General features: G+C 74.1%; 12 protein-coding genes. 9 read left to right on the forward strand and 3 right to left on the reverse strand.

Going from position 1 to position 16,044, the window contains the following annotated elements:
- Positions 1-9 precede the first annotated feature (9 nt).
- Both WCD74_RS05170 and WCD74_RS05175 read left to right on the forward strand, forming a co-directional pair.
- Positions 10-855: a p-hydroxycinnamoyl CoA hydratase/lyase gene (locus WCD74_RS05170; RefSeq protein ID WP_337693768.1), complete on the forward strand. Its 846-nt coding sequence runs from the start codon at positions 10-12 to the stop codon at positions 853-855.
- A complete protein-coding gene (locus WCD74_RS05175) occupies positions 852-2,324 on the forward strand; it encodes an acyl-CoA synthetase (RefSeq protein WP_337693769.1) in 1,473 nt (490 codons plus the stop codon). Before WCD74_RS05170 ends, WCD74_RS05175 begins: the two co-directional genes overlap by 4 nt.
- Here the strand turns inward: WCD74_RS05175 and WCD74_RS05180 are convergent.
- Positions 2,310-2,756: a MarR family winged helix-turn-helix transcriptional regulator gene (locus tag WCD74_RS05180; RefSeq protein ID WP_337693770.1), complete on the reverse strand. Its 447-nt coding sequence runs from the start codon at positions 2,754-2,756 to the stop codon at positions 2,310-2,312. The genes WCD74_RS05175 and WCD74_RS05180 overlap by 15 nt on opposite strands.
- A 106-nt stretch (positions 2,757-2,862) precedes the next feature.
- Between WCD74_RS05180 and WCD74_RS05185 the strand changes: the two genes are divergently transcribed.
- Together WCD74_RS05185 and WCD74_RS05190 are read left to right on the forward strand one after the other, a co-directional pair.
- Positions 2,863-4,317, forward strand: a complete 1,455-nt coding sequence (locus tag WCD74_RS05185; protein WP_337693771.1) for an acyl-CoA synthetase — start codon at positions 2,863-2,865, stop codon at positions 4,315-4,317.
- Between the two features lie 48 nt (positions 4,318-4,365).
- Positions 4,366-4,593, forward strand: a complete 228-nt coding sequence (locus WCD74_RS05190) for a hypothetical protein (protein ID WP_337693772.1) — start codon at positions 4,366-4,368, stop codon at positions 4,591-4,593.
- Here WCD74_RS05190 and WCD74_RS05195 read toward each other — a convergent pair.
- Positions 4,590-5,495, reverse strand: coding sequence for an acyl-CoA desaturase (locus tag WCD74_RS05195; RefSeq protein ID WP_337693773.1), 906 nt, complete (start codon positions 5,493-5,495; stop codon positions 4,590-4,592). The two genes, WCD74_RS05190 and WCD74_RS05195, sit on opposite strands and share 4 nt — an antisense overlap.
- A 180-nt stretch (positions 5,496-5,675) precedes the next feature.
- Here WCD74_RS05195 and WCD74_RS05200 point away from each other — a divergent pair, with 180 nt between their 5' ends.
- From WCD74_RS05200 to scpA, 4 genes are all read left to right on the forward strand, one after another.
- Positions 5,676-5,999 (forward strand): barstar family protein, encoded by a 324-nt coding sequence (locus tag WCD74_RS05200; RefSeq protein ID WP_337693774.1) that lies wholly within the window; start codon positions 5,676-5,678, stop codon positions 5,997-5,999.
- A 152-nt stretch (positions 6,000-6,151) separates the two neighbouring features.
- The gene (locus WCD74_RS05205; RefSeq protein ID WP_337693775.1) at positions 6,152-7,231 is read left to right on the forward strand and encodes a 3-deoxy-7-phosphoheptulonate synthase; all 1,080 of its coding nucleotides are present in this window, start codon (positions 6,152-6,154) and stop codon (positions 7,229-7,231) included.
- Between the two features lie 34 nt (positions 7,232-7,265).
- Complete coding sequence (locus tag WCD74_RS05210; protein WP_337693776.1) at positions 7,266-9,134, forward strand: methylmalonyl-CoA mutase family protein; 1,869 nt, start codon at positions 7,266-7,268, stop codon at positions 9,132-9,134.
- Between the two features lie 3 nt (positions 9,135-9,137).
- On the forward strand, positions 9,138-11,345 hold the full coding sequence (gene scpA / locus WCD74_RS05215; protein ID WP_337693777.1) for a methylmalonyl-CoA mutase: 2,208 nt from the start codon (positions 9,138-9,140) through the stop codon (positions 11,343-11,345).
- Positions 11,346-11,569: 224 nt separating this feature from the next.
- Here scpA and WCD74_RS05220 read toward each other — a convergent pair whose 3' ends face one another.
- Positions 11,570-14,842 (reverse strand): DEAD/DEAH box helicase, encoded by a 3,273-nt coding sequence (locus WCD74_RS05220; RefSeq protein ID WP_337693778.1) that lies wholly within the window; start codon positions 14,840-14,842, stop codon positions 11,570-11,572.
- A gap of 167 nt (positions 14,843-15,009) precedes the next feature.
- Between WCD74_RS05220 and meaB the strand changes: the two genes are divergently transcribed.
- Entirely contained in the window at positions 15,010-16,002 is a 993-nt protein-coding gene (meaB, locus tag WCD74_RS05225) for a methylmalonyl Co-A mutase-associated GTPase MeaB (RefSeq protein ID WP_373696034.1), read from the forward strand.
- Positions 16,003-16,044 lie beyond the last annotated feature (42 nt).

Genomic DNA, 16,044 nt, shown 5'->3' on the forward strand with positions numbered 1-16,044 from the left:
TCTCGACCCATGAGCACGCCGCCGTCGTTCGAGACCGTCGCGATCGAGCTCGGGGAGGGTCCGGACGAGGCCGGCATCGGCTGGCTGTTCTTCGACCGGCCGGACAAGCGCAACGCGATGAACCCGACGCTGAACCGCGAGATGATCGCGGCGCTGGAGTGGCTCGAGGCGGCGGACGAGGTCCGGGTGGTGGTGCTGACCGGACGGGGCGAGGCCTGGTCGGCCGGGATGGACCTCCAGGAGTACTTCCGCGAGGTCGACGCCGCCCCGCCGCACGTGGAGCTCCGGGCACGCCGCGACTCCGCGGAGTGGCAGTGGCGCCGGCTGATCCACTTCGCGAAGCCGACGATCGCGATGGTCAACGGCTGGTGCTTCGGCGGCGCATTCACCCCGCTCGTGTGCTGCGACCTGGCGATCGCCGCCGAGGACGCGTCGTTCGGGCTCTCCGAGGTCAACTGGGGCATCCCGCCGGGCGGGCTGGTCTCCCGTGCGCTCGCCGAGACGATCCCGGCCCGCGACGCGCAGTGGTACGTGATGACCGGCGAGCGCTTCGACGGCCGGCAGGCCAGTGCGATGCGGCTGGTGAACGAGGCCGTTCCGGGTGACCGGCTCCGCGCGCGGACGGTGGAGGTGGCGAGCAGGCTCGCGGGTATGAACACCCACGTGCTGCGCGCGGCGAAGGTGGGCGTGAAGAAGGTCCGGCAGATGTCGTGGGACGTCGCCGAGGACTACCTCTACGCGAAGCTCGACGCCGCCACCGGGCACGACCCCGAGCAGGGCAAGCAGCAGGGGCTCACCCAGTTCCTCGACGACAAGACCTACCGCCCCGGCCTGGGGGCCTACGAGCGGTCATGACCCCGCCGCCCGGCCTCGGTACCTGGACCGCCCGCCGCGCCCGGAGCAGCCCGGAGCGCGTGGCGCTGGTGCACGGCCCGACCCGCACCACCTACGCGGAGCTCGACGACCGCGTCCGCCGGCTCGCGGCCGGGCTGCGCGGCCTCGGTGTCGCCCCGGGGGACCGCGTGGCCTACCTCGGCCCCAACCACCCGGCCTTCGTCGAGACGATGTTCGCGACGACGGCGCTGGGCGCGGTCTTCGTGCCGCTCAACACCCGGCTCGCCGCGGACGAGGTCGCGTTCGCCGTGGCCGACACGGCGCCGCGGATCCTGGTGGTCGACCCGGATGTCAGCACTGCGGCCATGCTGTCGTCCGGTGTCAGCATGGCCGCACTGCTGACACTGGGTGGCACGTTCGACGCGTTGATCATGGACACCACGGAGCGCGCCGAGCCCGTCGACACCGACCCGGACGCGCTCGCCGTCCTGATGTTCACCTCCGGCACGACCGGGCGACCCAAGGCGGCGTGCCTGACGCACGCGAACCTGACGTGGAACGCGCTCAACGTCGTCGTCGACGTCGACCTCGCCGGCGACGAGGTGTGCCTGCTCTCGGCCCCGCTCTTCCACGCCGCGGCGCTGGGCATGACGTGCCTGCCGGTGCTGCTCAAGGGCGGCACGCTCGTGCTCGAGCAGGCCTTCGACGTCGACCGGACCCTCGATCTGGTCGAGCGCGAGCGCGTCACGGTGATGTTCGGCGTCCCGACGATGTTCGCGACGATCGCGCGCTCGCCGCGCTTCGCCGACGCCGACCTGTCCAGCGTCCGGTACCTCCTCTGCGGCGGCGCGCCGGTCCCACCGAGCCTGCTCGAGGTCTACGCCCCACGCGGCCCCGCCTTCCTGCAGGGCTACGGGATGACCGAGGCCGCGCCCGGCGTCCTGCTGCTCGACCCGGCGCACGCCCGGTCCAGGGCGGGCACGGCCGGCCGGCCGCACTTCTTCACCGACGTCACGCTGGCGTCGTCCGGCGAGATCCTCGTCCGCGGCCCGCACGTGGTGTCCGGCTACTGGCAGCGCCCCGAGGAGACCGCCGCGGCCTTCACCGGGGCCGGGTGGTTCCGCTCCGGCGACGTGGCGGAGGTCGACGACGAGGGCTTCCACCGCATCGTCGACCGCGCCAAGGACCTCTACATCTCCGGCGGGGAGAACGTCTCGCCCGCCGAGGTCGAGGGCGTGCTGGCCGCGCACCCCGACGTCGTCGACGTCGCCGTGGTGGGGGTTCCCGACGACCGGTGGGGCGAGGTCGGGCACGCGTGGGTCGTCCTCGCACCCGACGTCGACACCACCCCGGAGGACCTCCTCGCGTGGCTCGACGGCCGCCTCGCGCGGTTCAAGGCGCCACGCACCGTCGACGTCGTCGCGACCCTGCCCCGCAACCCGACGGGCAAGCTGGACAAGCCCGCCCTGCGGCGGTCACTGCGCCAGTGAGGCGCGCGCGGCGTTGAGGTAGGACCGGAACTGCTCGCGGTCGGTCGGGCCGAGACCCTCGACCATCCGCTCCTCGATGGCGGCGACCGGCTCGGCGTAGCGGACGAGCAGCGCGTGCCCGGTCGGGGTCAGCGAGATGAGCAGCTGCCGGCGGTTGTCGGGGTTGCGGTGGCGCTCGATGAACTCGCCCCGCTCCAGCGCGGTGACCAGGTCGGCCATCGCCTGCGGGGTGACGAACGAGTTCCGGGCCAGCTCGGCCGAGGTCAGCCCGTCGCGGGCGGCCAGGACGGTCAGGGCGGTGTACTGCAGGGCGGTCACCCCGGAGTCGCGCAGCAGCTCGTCGAGCCGGGCCCGCACGATCAGCTCGACCTGCTTGACCGCGTAGAGCAGCGACGGGCGCGGCCGGGCGCCGGTCCGGGTCGGCTGGGTCACCCGGCGGATCCTCCCACGTCCCGGTGGCCGGGAGGTCGCGCGCGCGCCGGGCCCCGGGCGGGTGAGAATGTGCGGCGCTCCCCTGAACGGTTCTGGAGGTCCGACGGTGCCCCTGCTCCGCGCCCTGCTCGACGGCGGCCTGGACGATCCCGAGGCCGTGCGCATCGGCGACACCGCCTTCTCCGGGCCGGAGCTGCTCGGCGCCGCCGCGGTCGTCGCCGACGAGATCGTCGAGCGCGCCGACCCCGACTCGCCGGTGGCGGTCCACGCCACCGCGAGCGCGGAGACGGTCGTCGCCGTCGTGGGGTGCCTGCTCGCCGGCGCGCCGGTGGTGCCGGTGCCGCCGGACTCGGGGGCCGCCGAGCGGGGGCACGTGCTGTCCGACTCCGGCGCGACGACGTGGGTCGGCGAGAAGCCGCGGGACGTGGCCCTCCCCGCCCGGCGGGTCGACCTGTCCCGCCGCGCCGGCCACGAGGTCCGCGAGAAGCCGGGCGACGGCCCGGCGCTGATCCTCTACACGTCGGGGACCACCGGCTCGCCGAAGGGCGTCCTGCTCTCCGCCGACGCGATGGCCGCCGGGCTCGACGGGCTGGCCGACGCGTGGGCCTGGACCGACGCCGACACCCTCGCCCACGGGCTGCCGCTGTTCCACGTGCACGGGCTGGTGCTGGGGGTGTTCGGGGCGCTGCGGCTGGGCTCGCGGCTGGTGCACACCGGTCGACCGACCCCGGAGAACTACGCCCGGGCGGTGACCGCGCACGGCGGCTCGCTGCTGTTCGGGGTCCCCACGGTGTGGTCGCGGATCGCGGACGACCCGTCGTCGGCGGCCGCGCTGGCCGACGCCCGGCTGCTGGTGAGCGGCTCCGCGCCGCTGCCCGTCCCGGTCTTCGAGCGCATCCGGGACCTGACCGGGCAGGCGCCGGTGGAGCGGTACGGGATGAGCGAGACCATGATCACCCTCGCGGTCCGCGCCGACGGCGAGCGCCGCGCCGGCTGGGTGGGGGTGCCGGTCGAGGGCGTCGAGGCGCGGCTGCGGGCGGTCGACGAGGACGACACCGGCGAGTCGGTGGCCACCGACTCCGAGGTCCCGGCCGACGGCGAGTCGATCGGCGAGCTGCAGGTCCGCGGCGCGTGCCTCTTCGACGGCTACCTCGGGCGGCCGGAGGCCACGGCCGAGACCTGGACCGACGACGGGTGGTTCCGCACCGGCGACGCCGCGGTGGTCGACGCCGGGAGCTACCACCGCATCGTCGGGCGCCGGTCGGTGGATCTGATCAAGTCGGGCGGCTACCGCATCGGCGCCGGCGAGGTGGAGACCGCGCTGCTCGCCTACGCCGGGATCAGCGAGGCCGCGGTGGTCGGCGAGCCGGACGACGACCTCGGCCAGCGCATCGTCGCGCACGTCGTCTGCCCGGACGGGCCGGTCGACCCGCAGGCCGTCATGGACTTCGTCGGCGAGCGCCTGTCGAAGCACAAGCGGCCGCGCGAGGTCGTCGTCACCGACGAGCTGCCGCGCAACGCGATGGGCAAGGTGCAGAAGGCACGGCTGCGCCGGAGCTGACCCCTCCCGGGTCCCGCCGACTACGCTCGGGCCGGGAGGGAGGCCGCCGTGTCCGACGAGGAGCTGATCGTCGAGTTCGCGCTGACGCGCCTCGACCACCCCGGCCTCGAGCTCGAGGAGATCGCGGCCCTGCTGGTCCGGCGGCTCGGCCCGGACCGCATGCTCGCGATGGCCGCGGCGAACCTGGCCGACCGCGGCGAGCTGCGCGGGGCGCTGTTCGACGCCGCGGTCGAGCGGGTCGTCCGCGTGGTGCTGACCGTGCGGGACGCGCCCTAACCGGTCGCGCGCAGCTTCGCGAGCCGCTCCGGCCGCGGCCACCGCACGTTCCAGGCCCAGCCGAGCTTCTCGAACACCGCGATGGTGCCGGCCGAGATGTCGATCTCCCAGCGGCCCACGCCGTGGCGGGCCGACGTCGGGTCGGCGTGGTGCAGGTTGTGCCACGACTCGCCCATGGACAGGATCGCCAGCGGCCAGACGTTGGTCGACCGGTCGCGCGCCTTCCAGGGGCGCTCGCCGACCATGTGGCAGATCGAGTTCGTCGACCAGGCGACGTGGTGGGACAGGCACACCCGGACCAGTCCGGCCCAGAAGAACGCGGTGAAGGCGCCCCACACCGACCAGGTGGCGAGGCCGCCGATCACGGCCGGGACCACGAACGACGCCGCGGTGATCCAGCCGAACGCCCGACTGACGCGCACGACGTCGGGGTCGGCCAGCAGGTCCGGGCAGTAGCGCTCCTGGCTGGAGAGGTTGCGCTCCAAAATCCAGCCCATGTGCGCGTGCCAGAACCCCTTGGCCAGCGCGGCGGGGGAGGTGCCGTAGCGCCACGGTGAGTGCGGGTCGCCCTCCTTGTCCGCGAAGGCGTGGTGCCGGCGGTGGTCGGCGACCCAGTGCAGCACCGGTCCCTGCACCGCGAGCGAGCCCGCCACGGCGAGGGCGATGCGCAGCCCGCGCCCGCACCGGAAGGCCCCGTGGGTGAAGTACCGGTGGAAGCCGACGGTGACGCCGAGCATGGAGATCACGTACAGCGCGACGGCGAGCCCGACGTCGAGCCAGGTCAGGCCCCAGCCCCAGGCCAGCGGCACGGCCGCGAGCAGGGCCGCGAACGGCACGATGACGACGAGGTAGGTCATCACGTGCGGGGCGAGCGGGCGGCGATGGACATGGATCGTCGTCATCGAGTGGCCACGCTAGTGGCCGCGGGCGAACGGCGCGGGGCGCAAGCGGAGCAACCGGGCCGTCTCGGGGTGAACGGACGGTGGGCCTGCTCACAGACCTCCGCCTGCGGCCGACGGGGGCTCGGTCGGGTATCCAGGGGCGATGATCGATCAGGGGATGCCCGTCACGGACGCGGCCCGATGACCGACCTGTCCCGGGCGCGGACCCGGGCCCGCGAGCGGGCACGCACCGTCGGGGTCGTCGCCGAGGCCGCGGACGAGCAGGCGACGCTGGCCGCGATCTCCCGCGCCCTGGACGTCCCGGCCTACTACGCGGCCGACCTCGACGCGCTCGCCGCGTGCCTGCGTGACCTCTCGTGGCTGCCGGTCGGCCCCGTCGAGCTGATCTGGGTCGACGGGCCGCTGCGCGACGCCGACCCGCGCACGCACCAGCGGATCGCGTCGACCCTGGACGGCGCGTGCCGGCCGGACGGCGAGCGGCCGTTCCGGGTCACGCGCGTGTAGGGTGATCGCCGTGCAGCGCTGGTACCGGTTTACGTGCCCGGCCCGGGAGGGGTCGGCGGGTAGACCGCTGCGCTAGACCCCATCCCCGCGAGCCGGACCCCGGCTCGCGCGGCACGGTGGCGGGTCGGGTCCGGCAGGACCCGGAGCCCGAGATGACCACCCTGTTGGAGAGCAGTCCGCTCGACGGCACGCGCACCACCGCCGTCACGCCCCTGCCCTCACCCGCCCTGCTGCGTCACGAGCTGCCCGTCTCCGCGACGGCGGCCGACGCGGTCCGCCGCGGCCGCGCCGACACCGAGGCGATCCTGCGCGGAGAGGACGACCGCCTGCTCGTCGTAGTCGGGCCGTGCTCGATCCACGACCCGGACGCCGCCCGGGAGTACGGCGCGCGGCTCGCCGCCGAGGCGGCCCGGCACGCGGACCGCCTGCACGTCGTCATGCGCACCTACTTCGAGAAGCCGCGCTCGACGGTGGGCTGGAAGGGCCTGATCAACGACCCCGGGCTGGACGGCTCGTTCGACGTCGCCCGGGGCCTGCGCACCGCCCGCGCGCTCATGCTCGACCTCGCGGGTCTCGGCCTGCCGCTGGGCTGCGAGTTCCTGGACCCGATCACCCCGCAGTACCTCGCCGACCTGGTCTCGTGGGGCTCGATCGGAGCGCGCACCGCGGCGAGCCAGGTGCACCGGCAGCTCGCCAGCGGGCTCTCCATGCCGATCGGGATCAAGAACGGCACCGACGGCGACGTCGGGGTGGCGGTCGACGCGCTCGGTGCGGCCGCGGCGCCGCACGCGTTCATGGGCGTGACGCCGGAGGGTCTCGCGGGCCTGATCACCACCACCGGCAACGCCGACGCCCACCTGATCCTGCGCGGCGGCTCGACCGGCCCCAACCACGACGAGGCCTCCGTCGCCGCGGCGTGCGCGGCGCTGCGGGCGAAGGGCCACCCCGGACGGGTGGTCGTGGACGCCAGCCACGGCAACTCGGGCAAGGACCACCGTCGCCAGCCCGCGGTCGTCGCCGACCTCGCCCGGCAGCGTGCGGCGGGCGGCCCGGTCGCCGGGGTGATGGTGGAGAGCTTCCTGGTCGAGGGCCGCCAGGAGATCGGGCCGGACATGGTGCGCGGCCGCAGCGTGACCGACGGGTGCGTGGGCTGGGACACGACGGTGGCCCTGCTCGACGAACTCGCGGCCGCTGAACCGATCCGGCGCGACCGTGTGAGGAATCGCGCGTGAACCGGTCCGCCCTGACCGTTCTACGATCCCGGCCATGACAGCACCGGAGGCGCCCGAGGAACTCGTGCTCGCCGGCGAGTTCGCGACGCCGACCCGCGAGGCGTGGCGGGAGCTCGTGGCGGGGGTGCTCGCGAAGTCGGGGCGGGAGGTCGACCCGGCCGAGGTCGAGTCGTCGCTCGCGACCGCCACCGACGACGGGTTCCCCGTCGCCGCGCTCTACACCGCGCAGGACGCGCCCGGCGTGCCGACCGGCGCGCCGGGACTCCCGCCCTTCACGCGGGCCTCCCGGCCGGAGGGACACGTCGCCGACGGCTGGTACCGCCGGCAGCGGCACGCCCTGACCGACCTGGGGTCCGCGCACGACGTCGTGATGGCGGAGCTGGAGAACGGCGTCTCGTCGCTGTGGCTGGTGCTCGGCGAGGCCGGCGGGCCCCCGGTCGACGCGCTGCCGCGACTGCTCGAGGGCGTCTACCTCGACCTCGCGCCGGTCGCGCTCGAGGCCGGTCGGGACACCCCCGAGGCCGCCGATGCGCTGCTCGCGCTGGCCGGGGAGCACGGCGTGACGACGGCACTGGGCGGGTCGCTCGGCTACGACCCGCTGCTCGCGCGGACCCGGGGCGGGGAGCCGCTGACCGAGGCGTACCGCTCCCGGCTGGTCGAGCACGCCCGCACCGCCGCGGACCGGCACCCGCACCTCGCCACGGTCGTCGCGGACGGGCTCCCGTTCCACGAGGCCGGCGGTTCGGACGGTCAGGAGCTGGGGGCGGCCCTCGCCACGGGGCTGCACGCCGTGCGGCTGCTGGACGAGGCCGGGGTGTCGGTCGACGACGCCTTCGCCCGGGTCGAGTTCCGATTCGCCGCGACGGCCGACCAGTTCGCCACGCTCGCGAAGCTGCGCGCGGCCCGGCGCTGCTGGGACCGCATCGGCTCGGTCGCGGGGGCCGCCGCGGCCGCCCGCGCGATGCGCACCCACGCCGTGACGTCCCCGGCGATGCTGACCGGCCGGGACCCGTGGGTGAACATCCTGCGCACGACGGTCGCGGCCGTGGGCGCCGGACTCGGCGGCGCGGACGCGGTCACCGTGCTGCCCTTCGACTCCGTCCTCGGCCTGCCCGACGACTTCTCCCGCCGCGTCGCCCGCAACACCCAGGCGCTGCTGCTCGAGGAGTCGCACCTCGCGCACGTCATCGACCCCGCGGGCGGCTCCTGGTACGTCGAGTCCCTCACCGACGCGCTCGCCCACGCCGCGTGGGACGTCTTCACCGGCATCGAGCGCGACGGGGGGATCGAGCAGGTCCTCGACGACGGGTCGCTCGCCTCGGCCCTCGAGGAGACGTGGACCGCGCGCGCCGACCGGATCGCCCACCGGACGGACCCGATCACCGGCGTCAGCGAGTTCCCCAACCTGCACGAGACCCTGCCCAGCCGCACCGCCCCGCCGTCGGGAACAGGTGATGCGCAGGGCGGGCTGCCGCGGCGGCGCTACGCGCAGGTCTTCGAGGACCTGCGCGACCGGGCCGATGCCGCGGCCGAGCGGCCCACCGCGTTCCTCGCGACCCTCGGGGCGCTCGCGCAGTACACCGCGCGGGTCTCCTTCGCGACGAACCTGCTGCACGCCGGCGGCATCGACGTCACCGAGGGCCCGGGCGGCACCGACGTCGACGAGATCGTCGCCGCGTTCCGGTCGGCCGGGACGACGGTGGCCGTGATCGCGTCCTCGGACAAGGTCTACGCCGAGCACGCGGCGTCGCTGGCCCGGGCGCTCGCCGGCGCGGGCGCGACGCGGATCGTGCTGGCCGGGTCACCGAAGTCGCTGGACGACGACGCCCTGACCGGGCACCTCTACACCGGGTGCGACGCCGCGGCGCTGCTGACCGACCTGCTCGACGAGCTGGGAGCCTGAACCATGAGCATCGGATCGTTCGCCGACGTCGAGCTCGGCACGCCCTCCGGCGACGGCGACTGGACCGCCGCCCTGCAGGAGGCGACCGGCAAGGACGCCGACGACCTGCTCTGGGAGACCCCCGAGGGCATCGGGGTGAAGCCGCTCTACACGGCGGCCGACACCGAGGGCCTCGACTTCCTGGAGACCCTGCCGGGGCTCCCGCCGTTCCTGCGCGGGCCGTACCCGACGATGTACCGCACCCAGCCGTGGACGGTGCGCCAGTACGCCGGGTTCTCCACCGCGAAGGAGTCGAACGCGTTCTACCGGCGCAACCTCGCCGCCGGGCAGAAGGGCCTCTCGGTCGCGTTCGACCTGCCGACCCACCGCGGGTACGACTCCGACAACCCCCGCGTGTCCGGCGACGTCGGCATGGCCGGGGTGTCGATCGACTCGATCCTCGACATGCGGCAGCTCTTCGACGGCATCCCGCTGGACCGGATGTCGGTGTCGATGACCATGAACGGGGCCGTGCTCCCCGTGATGGCGCTCTACGTGGCCGCGGCCGAGGAGCAGGGCGTCGCGCCCGAGCAGCTCGCCGGGACCATCCAGAACGACATCCTCAAGGAGTTCATGGTCCGCAACACCTACATCTACCCGCCGAAGCCGTCGATGCAGATCATCTCGGACATCTTCGCGTTCACCTCGCAGAAGATGCCGAAGTTCAACTCGATCTCCATCTCCGGCTACCACATCCAGGAGGCCGGGGCCTCGGCCGACCTGGAGCTCGCGTACACCCTCGCCGACGGCGTGGAGTACCTGCGCGCCGGGCGGGACGCCGGGCTCGACGTCGACAGGTTCGCGCCGCGTCTGTCGTTCTTCTGGGGCATCGGCATGAACTACTTCATGGAGATCGCCAAGATGCGGGCCGCGCGCCTGCTCTGGGCGAAGCTCGTGAAGGGCTTCGGGGCGAAGAGCGACAAGTCGCTCTCGCTGCGCACGCACTCGCAGACCTCGGGCTGGTCGCTGACCGCGCAGGACGTCTACAACAACGTCGTCCGCACCTGCCTCGAGGCGATGGCCGCGACCCAGGGCCACACCCAGTCGCTGCACACGAACGCCCTCGACGAGGCGCTCGCGCTGCCGACCGACTTCTCCGCGCGGATCGCCCGCAATACCCAGCTGCTGCTCCAGCAGGAGTCGGGCACGACGCGGACCGTGGACCCGTGGGGCGGCTCGGCGTACGTCGAGCGTCTGACCCGGGAGCTCGCGGGCCGGGCGTGGGCGCACATCGAGGAGGTCGAGAACACCGGCGGGATGGCGAAGGCCATCGACGAGGGCCTGCCCAAGATGCGGATCGAGGAGGCCGCGGCCCGCACCCAGGCCCGGATCGACTCGGGCCGCCAGGCGCTCGTCGGGGTCAACAAGTACCCGCTGCTCGGCGGCGAGGACGTCGAGGTCCTCAAGGTCGACAACGCCGACGTGCTGCGCCAGCAGGTCGCGCGGCTCTCCGACCTGCGCTCCGATCGGGACGGCGCTGCGGTGGAGTCGGCGCTGAACGTGCTGACGAACGCGGCGCAGTCGGCGCAGGACGGTTCCCGTGGCTCCGACCTCGACGGGAACCTGCTGAAGCTCGCGATCGACGCCGCCCGGGTGCACGCCTCGGTCGGCGAGATCTCCGACGCGCTGGAGAAGGTCTACGGCCGGCACCGCTCGGACGTCCGGACGATCTCCGGGGTCTACCGTGACGAGGTGGGCGAGAACTCGGCGGTCGAGGCGGCGCGGTCCGCGGCCGCGACGTTCGAGGAGGCCGAGGGGCGCCGGCCCCGCATCCTCGTCGCGAAGATGGGCCAGGACGGCCACGACCGCGGCCAGAAGGTCATCGCCACCGCCTTCGCCGACCTCGGCTTCGACGTCGACGTGGGCCCGCTCTTCCAGACCCCCGAGGAGGTCGCGCGCCAGGCCGTCGAGGCGGACGTGCACGTCGTCGGGGTGTCGTCGCTCGCCGCCGGGCACCTCACGCTGGTGCCGGCCCTGCGCGACGCGCTGGCCGAGCTGGGCGCCTCCGAGATCCTCATCGTCGCGGGCGGCGTCATCCCGCCCGGCGACTACGACGAGCTGTACTCCGGCGGCGCGGCGGCGATCTTCGGGCCGGGCACCGTGATCGCGGACGCGGCGACGGAGCTGCTGGGGCAGTTGGCGGAGAAGCTGGGTCACTCGACGACCTCGTGACGGGTGGCTCGTCGGCGGCGCCGCCGGACCCGTGCGCGAGGTGTACAGCAGACATGTCCGGCGGGCCGTCGGCCTGCCTCACGTGGCACTCGCGGGACCAGGGTCCGCGCGTCCCGCCGCGAGTGTCACGTGACGCAGGTCCGGAGGCGCCCGGGCCTGCGTGAGTGATCACTCGGGCACGAGCTCGCCGTGCCCACGCCGGTCGGCGAGCACCTCGCCGAGGGTCACGAGATGAGCGCGCGGATGTCCTCGGCGTCCAGCGTGGCGGCGAAGGCCGCCCCGTCGTCCATCACCCCGGCGGTGAGTTCCGCCTTCCGCTGCGCGAGCGCCCGGACCTTCTCCTCGACCGTGTCCTGCGCGATGAGCCGGTAGACCATCACCGCGCGGTCCTGACCGATCCGGTGCGTCCGGTCGATGGCCTGGGCCTCGGTGGCGGGGTTCCACCACGGGTCGAGCAGGAAGCAGTAGTCGGCCTCGGTGAGGTTGAGCCCGAACCCGCCGGCCTTGAGGCTGATCAGGAACACCGGCGCGTCGCCGTCCTTGAACCCGGCGATCGCTGCGGCGCGGTCGCGGGTGGTCCCGTCGAGGTAGGCGTAGGCGATGCCGGCCGCCTCGAGCGCCTCCCGCACGTGGGCGAGGAACCCGGTGAACTGGCTGAACACCAGGGCGCGATGACCGCCTCCGATCACGTCGCCCAGCTGTTCGACGAGCAGGTCGATCTTCGCCGAGCCGCCCGCCCCGTCCTCGCCGATGAGGGCAGGGTGCAGGCTCAGCTGCCGCAGCTTCGTGATCGAGGCGAGGATGGCGATCCGGTTGTCGTCGACGTCGTCGAGCAGCTGCAGGATGCGGGCCCGCTCGCGCTGGAGCACGCGCTGGTAGAGACGCTGGTGGGCCGGGGCGAGCTCGACCGGGAGCACCTGCTCCTGCTTCGGCGGCAGGTCTGGGGCGACCTGTTCCTTCGTCCGGCGCAGCATCAGCGGGCGGATCCTCCGGCGCAGGCGGGCGAGCAGTTCCGCGTCTCCTCTCTCGATCGGCTTCGCGAACGTCTCCCGGAACTGTTCGGAGTTCGGGAAGAGCCCGGCCGCGGTGACCGAGAGGAGCGACCAGAGCTCCATCAGGTCGTTCTCCATCGGCGTGCCGGTGATCGCGAGCTTGACCGGCGCCGGCACCCGCCGCGCGCAGGCGTACACCTTCGACCGCCGGTTCTTGAGGAACTGCGCCTCGTCGAACAGCACCGCCGACCAGCCGATCGCCTCGTGTGCCTGGACGTCGAGTCGGAACAGCGTGTACGAGGTGACCACGACATCGGCGCCCGCCACGACGGTCGCGAGGTCCTGCCCGCGCCGGCGCAGCGTGTCGGTCAGGGCGACCACCCGCAGCGCAGGCGTGAACCGGGCGGCCTCCGCGGTCCAGTTCGGCACCACGCTGGTCGGCGCGACGATCAGCACCGGTCCGGCGCCGGGCTCGGTCTCGCGGGCGTGCGCGATCAGGGCGAGGGCCTGCACGGTCTTGCCGAGCCCCATGTCGTCGGCGAGCACGCCGCCGAGCCGGTGCCGCCACAGGAACGCCAGCCACTCGAAGCCGGCGCGCTGGTAGGGCCGCAGGTCCGCCCGCAGGGACGTCGGGACCGGCGCGGGGTCGAGGGCGCCGGCGGCGAGGAGCCCGCCGACCTGCTCCCGCCACGCCTCGGCCTCGCGGGCGACGACGCCGAGCCCGGCGAGTTCCTCCCACCACCCCGCCTGGTAGCGGCTCACCCGCAGCGGCCCGCCGGGACGCTCCTGCATCGCCCACGCCTCCTCGATGAGGCGACGCAGGGCGACCAGCTCCGGCTTCTCGAGGGAGAAGTACGCGCCGTCGGGGAGCAGGAGGTGGGACCGGCCCTTCACGAGCGCCGTGAACACGTCGGCGAACGGGATCTCCCGGCCCTCGGCGCTGAGGGTGATCCCGAGGTCGAACCAGTCGCGGCCGGCGTCCGGACCGGTCCCCGCCTCCGACTCCGTGGTCGACACGCCGATCGTCAGCTCGTCGCCGACCTCGCGGTAGCGGGCCGGCTCCCCGCTCCGCTCGACCCGGACGTCGGGGGCGTCCTCGAGGACGGGCAGCACCTCGGTGACGAACGCGGCCGTGCCGAGCTTGATGAGCCGGTGCGGCCCCGGGCCGTCGACCGGGCGGACCCGGAAGCGCCGCCAGTCGACCGGGAGGTCGGCCAGCCGGTCGAGCGTGGCCTGCTCGGCGGGCACGTCGCGGAACTCCTCGCCGGGGGCGGGCCGGTCGAGGGGGGCCCGGACATCGGTGCCGCCGACGTCGTACGCCCACTCCCAGCGCAGCGCCAGGGCGTGTTCGGCGCCGAAGGTCGCGTGCAGCACGAGCACGGGCGGGCCGATCCGCGGCGGGGTGAACGCACCGTCCGACGACGTGACGCCCCGGACCTCCGCGAGACGTGACGCGAAGCGCGACCGGAACCGGTCGACCGCATCGGCCGGGACGGCGATGTCGGCCCCGTCGAGCGCCGCCTGCCAGACGGACCGGCTCACGGTCGGCTCCAGCCGGGCCAGGCTCAGCCGGCACGAGGCCGGCGCCAGGTTCTCGGCCGCCGAGACGGTGACGACGCCGTGCGCGGTGTCGCCGCCGAGGAACGCGACCGGCCGCGCGTCGGCGTCCGGCTCGCCGTCGAAGCGCAGGACGGGCCGGATCGCGAGGGACCCGGCGTCGGGACCGGCGGTGACGTCGAGCTGCAGGGACGCGGTCGCGCGGCGCGTGACGGGGCCGAGCTTGTGGCGGGACGGCAGGATCGCCACCCCGGCCTCGGCCGCCGCGTCCAACAGGGTCCACAGGCGCGGGCTCGCGATCTCCGCGAGGTCGATGACCTTCTCGTCGGCGCCGTAGCCGTAGTAGCGGTACGGCGAGAACCCGGTTCCGGCCTGTGCCGCGTGGTGCAGGAGGTAGAGCTCGCGGACGACGGCCAGCTGCTCCGGGGCGTGCTCGACCTCGGCCGCTCCCCGCAGCATCCGGTTCCACTGCAGCCCGCCGTAGACCCAGCCCCGCGACCCGCGGCACATCAGGCGGGCCATGAGTCCGCCCGCGCCGTCCGGCGTCACCTCGATCGCGAGCGTGCCCGTCGCCGCCCGCGTCGGGGCCGGCTCGGCGCCGAGCAGGGCGTCGAGCGCCAGCTCCCAGGAGGGCGTGCTCGGCGCGGCCGCCGTGTCCGGCACCGCGTGGAAGGCCATCGCGGCGACGTGCTTGCACATCGTCCCGACCGGACACGAGCACTCGCCGTCCACCAGCCGGACGCCGCCCCGGCCGTCGCCGTCGAAGCGCACGATCGTCGAGTAGACCTGCCCCTCGCCGCCCCGGACCACGCCCCGCAGCTGCAGCGTGCCGGGATGCCACTCCGCGTACAGCACGGCGCCGTCCCGCGCGTACCGCCGCCCCCGCTCCGACACCACCGGGCCGAGTACCTCGGCCACGTCCCCGGCGTCGAGCCCCTCGACCGTCACACGTTCCACCATGTGAGGCCCCCTCTCGATCTCTCGGGCCCGACGGTAGGGGAGGGGTCCGACAGTCTCGGCCGCGAGAGGTGTCGTGCCCGACGATCACCACCGGCCGCGCGCGGGGTCACCGTAGAATGCCCGACCATGTCGATGGCGGACCCCGGTGAGGCGGCGTGACCGACATCGACCTGGAGAAGTACGTCGAGGGCGTCCGCTCGGGCTCGCGCCTGTGGATCGGCCGGGCGATCACGCTCGTCGAGTCCACGCGCGCGGACCATCGCGACGCGGCGCAGGAGCTGCTCGTCGAACTCCTGCCGCAGGCGGGTGGGGCGAGGCGGATCGGGATCTCGGGCGTACCCGGCGTCGGGAAGTCGACCTTCATCGGCGTGCTGGGCTCGCAGCTGACCGCCGCCGGCAACAGGGTGGCCGTGCTCGCCGTCGACCCCAGCTCGACCCGCTCCGGGGGGTCGATCCTCGGCGACAAGACCCGCATGGACGCGCTCGCCACCGACGACCACGCCTTCATCCGGCCGTCCCCGACCGCCGGCACGCTCGGCGGGGTCGCGAAGGCCACCCGCGAGACGATGGTGGTGATGGAGGCGGCGGGCTACGACGTCGTCATCGTCGAGACGGTCGGCGTCGGCCAGTCCGAGACCGCGGTGGCCGAGATGGTCGACTCGTTCCTCTTCCTCACGCTCGCGCGGACCGGCGACTCGTTGCAGGGGATCAAGCGCGGCATCCTCGAGATCGCCGACGTCATCGCGGTCAACAAGGCCGACGGCCCGCACGCGCGTGACGCGAAGCGCGCCGCCCGCGAGCTGGAGTCGGCGCTGAAGATGCTGCGCGGCGAGCGGGACCCGTGGACGGTGCCGGTGCTCACCTGCTCGGCGCAGGCACGGACGGGTCTCGACGACGTCTGGTCGGCGCTGGTCGCGCACCAGGAGTTCCTGTCCGAGCGCGACGAGTTCGCGGCCAAGCGCGCCCGCCAGCAGGTCGACTGGACCTGGCAGATGGTCCGGGAACGCATCCTCGCGCGCCTCAAGGACCATCCGCGGGTCAAGGAGATGCGGTCCGAGCTCGAGCGCGAGGTCCTCGACGGCGAGCTCACCCCGGCTCTGGCGGCCGACCGCATCCTCGAGGCGTTCGCCGAATCCGACCAGTCCTGACCAACCAGGGCGGCCCGGGCCTGCATGAGGGTCTGACGCTCG

Source organism: Actinomycetospora aurantiaca (assembly GCF_037401875.1).
In the GTDB taxonomy this organism is placed as follows: Bacteria; Actinomycetota; Actinomycetes; order Mycobacteriales; family Pseudonocardiaceae; genus Actinomycetospora; species Actinomycetospora aurantiaca.

Bases quoted from the DNA above. Each gene is read 5' to 3' on its own strand.
- WCD74_RS05170 (WP_337693768.1), top strand. From the start codon at position 10: ATGAGCACGCCGCCGTCGTTCGAGACCGTCGCGATCGAGCTCGGGGAG.
- WCD74_RS05175 (WP_337693769.1), top strand. From the start codon at position 852: ATGACCCCGCCGCCCGGCCTCGGTACCTGGACCGCCCGCCGCGCCCGG.
- WCD74_RS05195 (WP_337693773.1), bottom strand. From the start codon at position 5,495: ATGACGACGATCCATGTCCATCGCCGCCCGCTCGCCCCGCACGTGATG.
- WCD74_RS05200 (WP_337693774.1), top strand. From the start codon at position 5,676: ATGACCGACCTGTCCCGGGCGCGGACCCGGGCCCGCGAGCGGGCACGC.
- WCD74_RS05205 (WP_337693775.1), top strand. From the start codon at position 6,152: ATGACCACCCTGTTGGAGAGCAGTCCGCTCGACGGCACGCGCACCACC.
- WCD74_RS05210 (WP_337693776.1), top strand. From the start codon at position 7,266: ATGACAGCACCGGAGGCGCCCGAGGAACTCGTGCTCGCCGGCGAGTTC.
- scpA (WP_337693777.1), top strand. From the start codon at position 9,138: ATGAGCATCGGATCGTTCGCCGACGTCGAGCTCGGCACGCCCTCCGGC.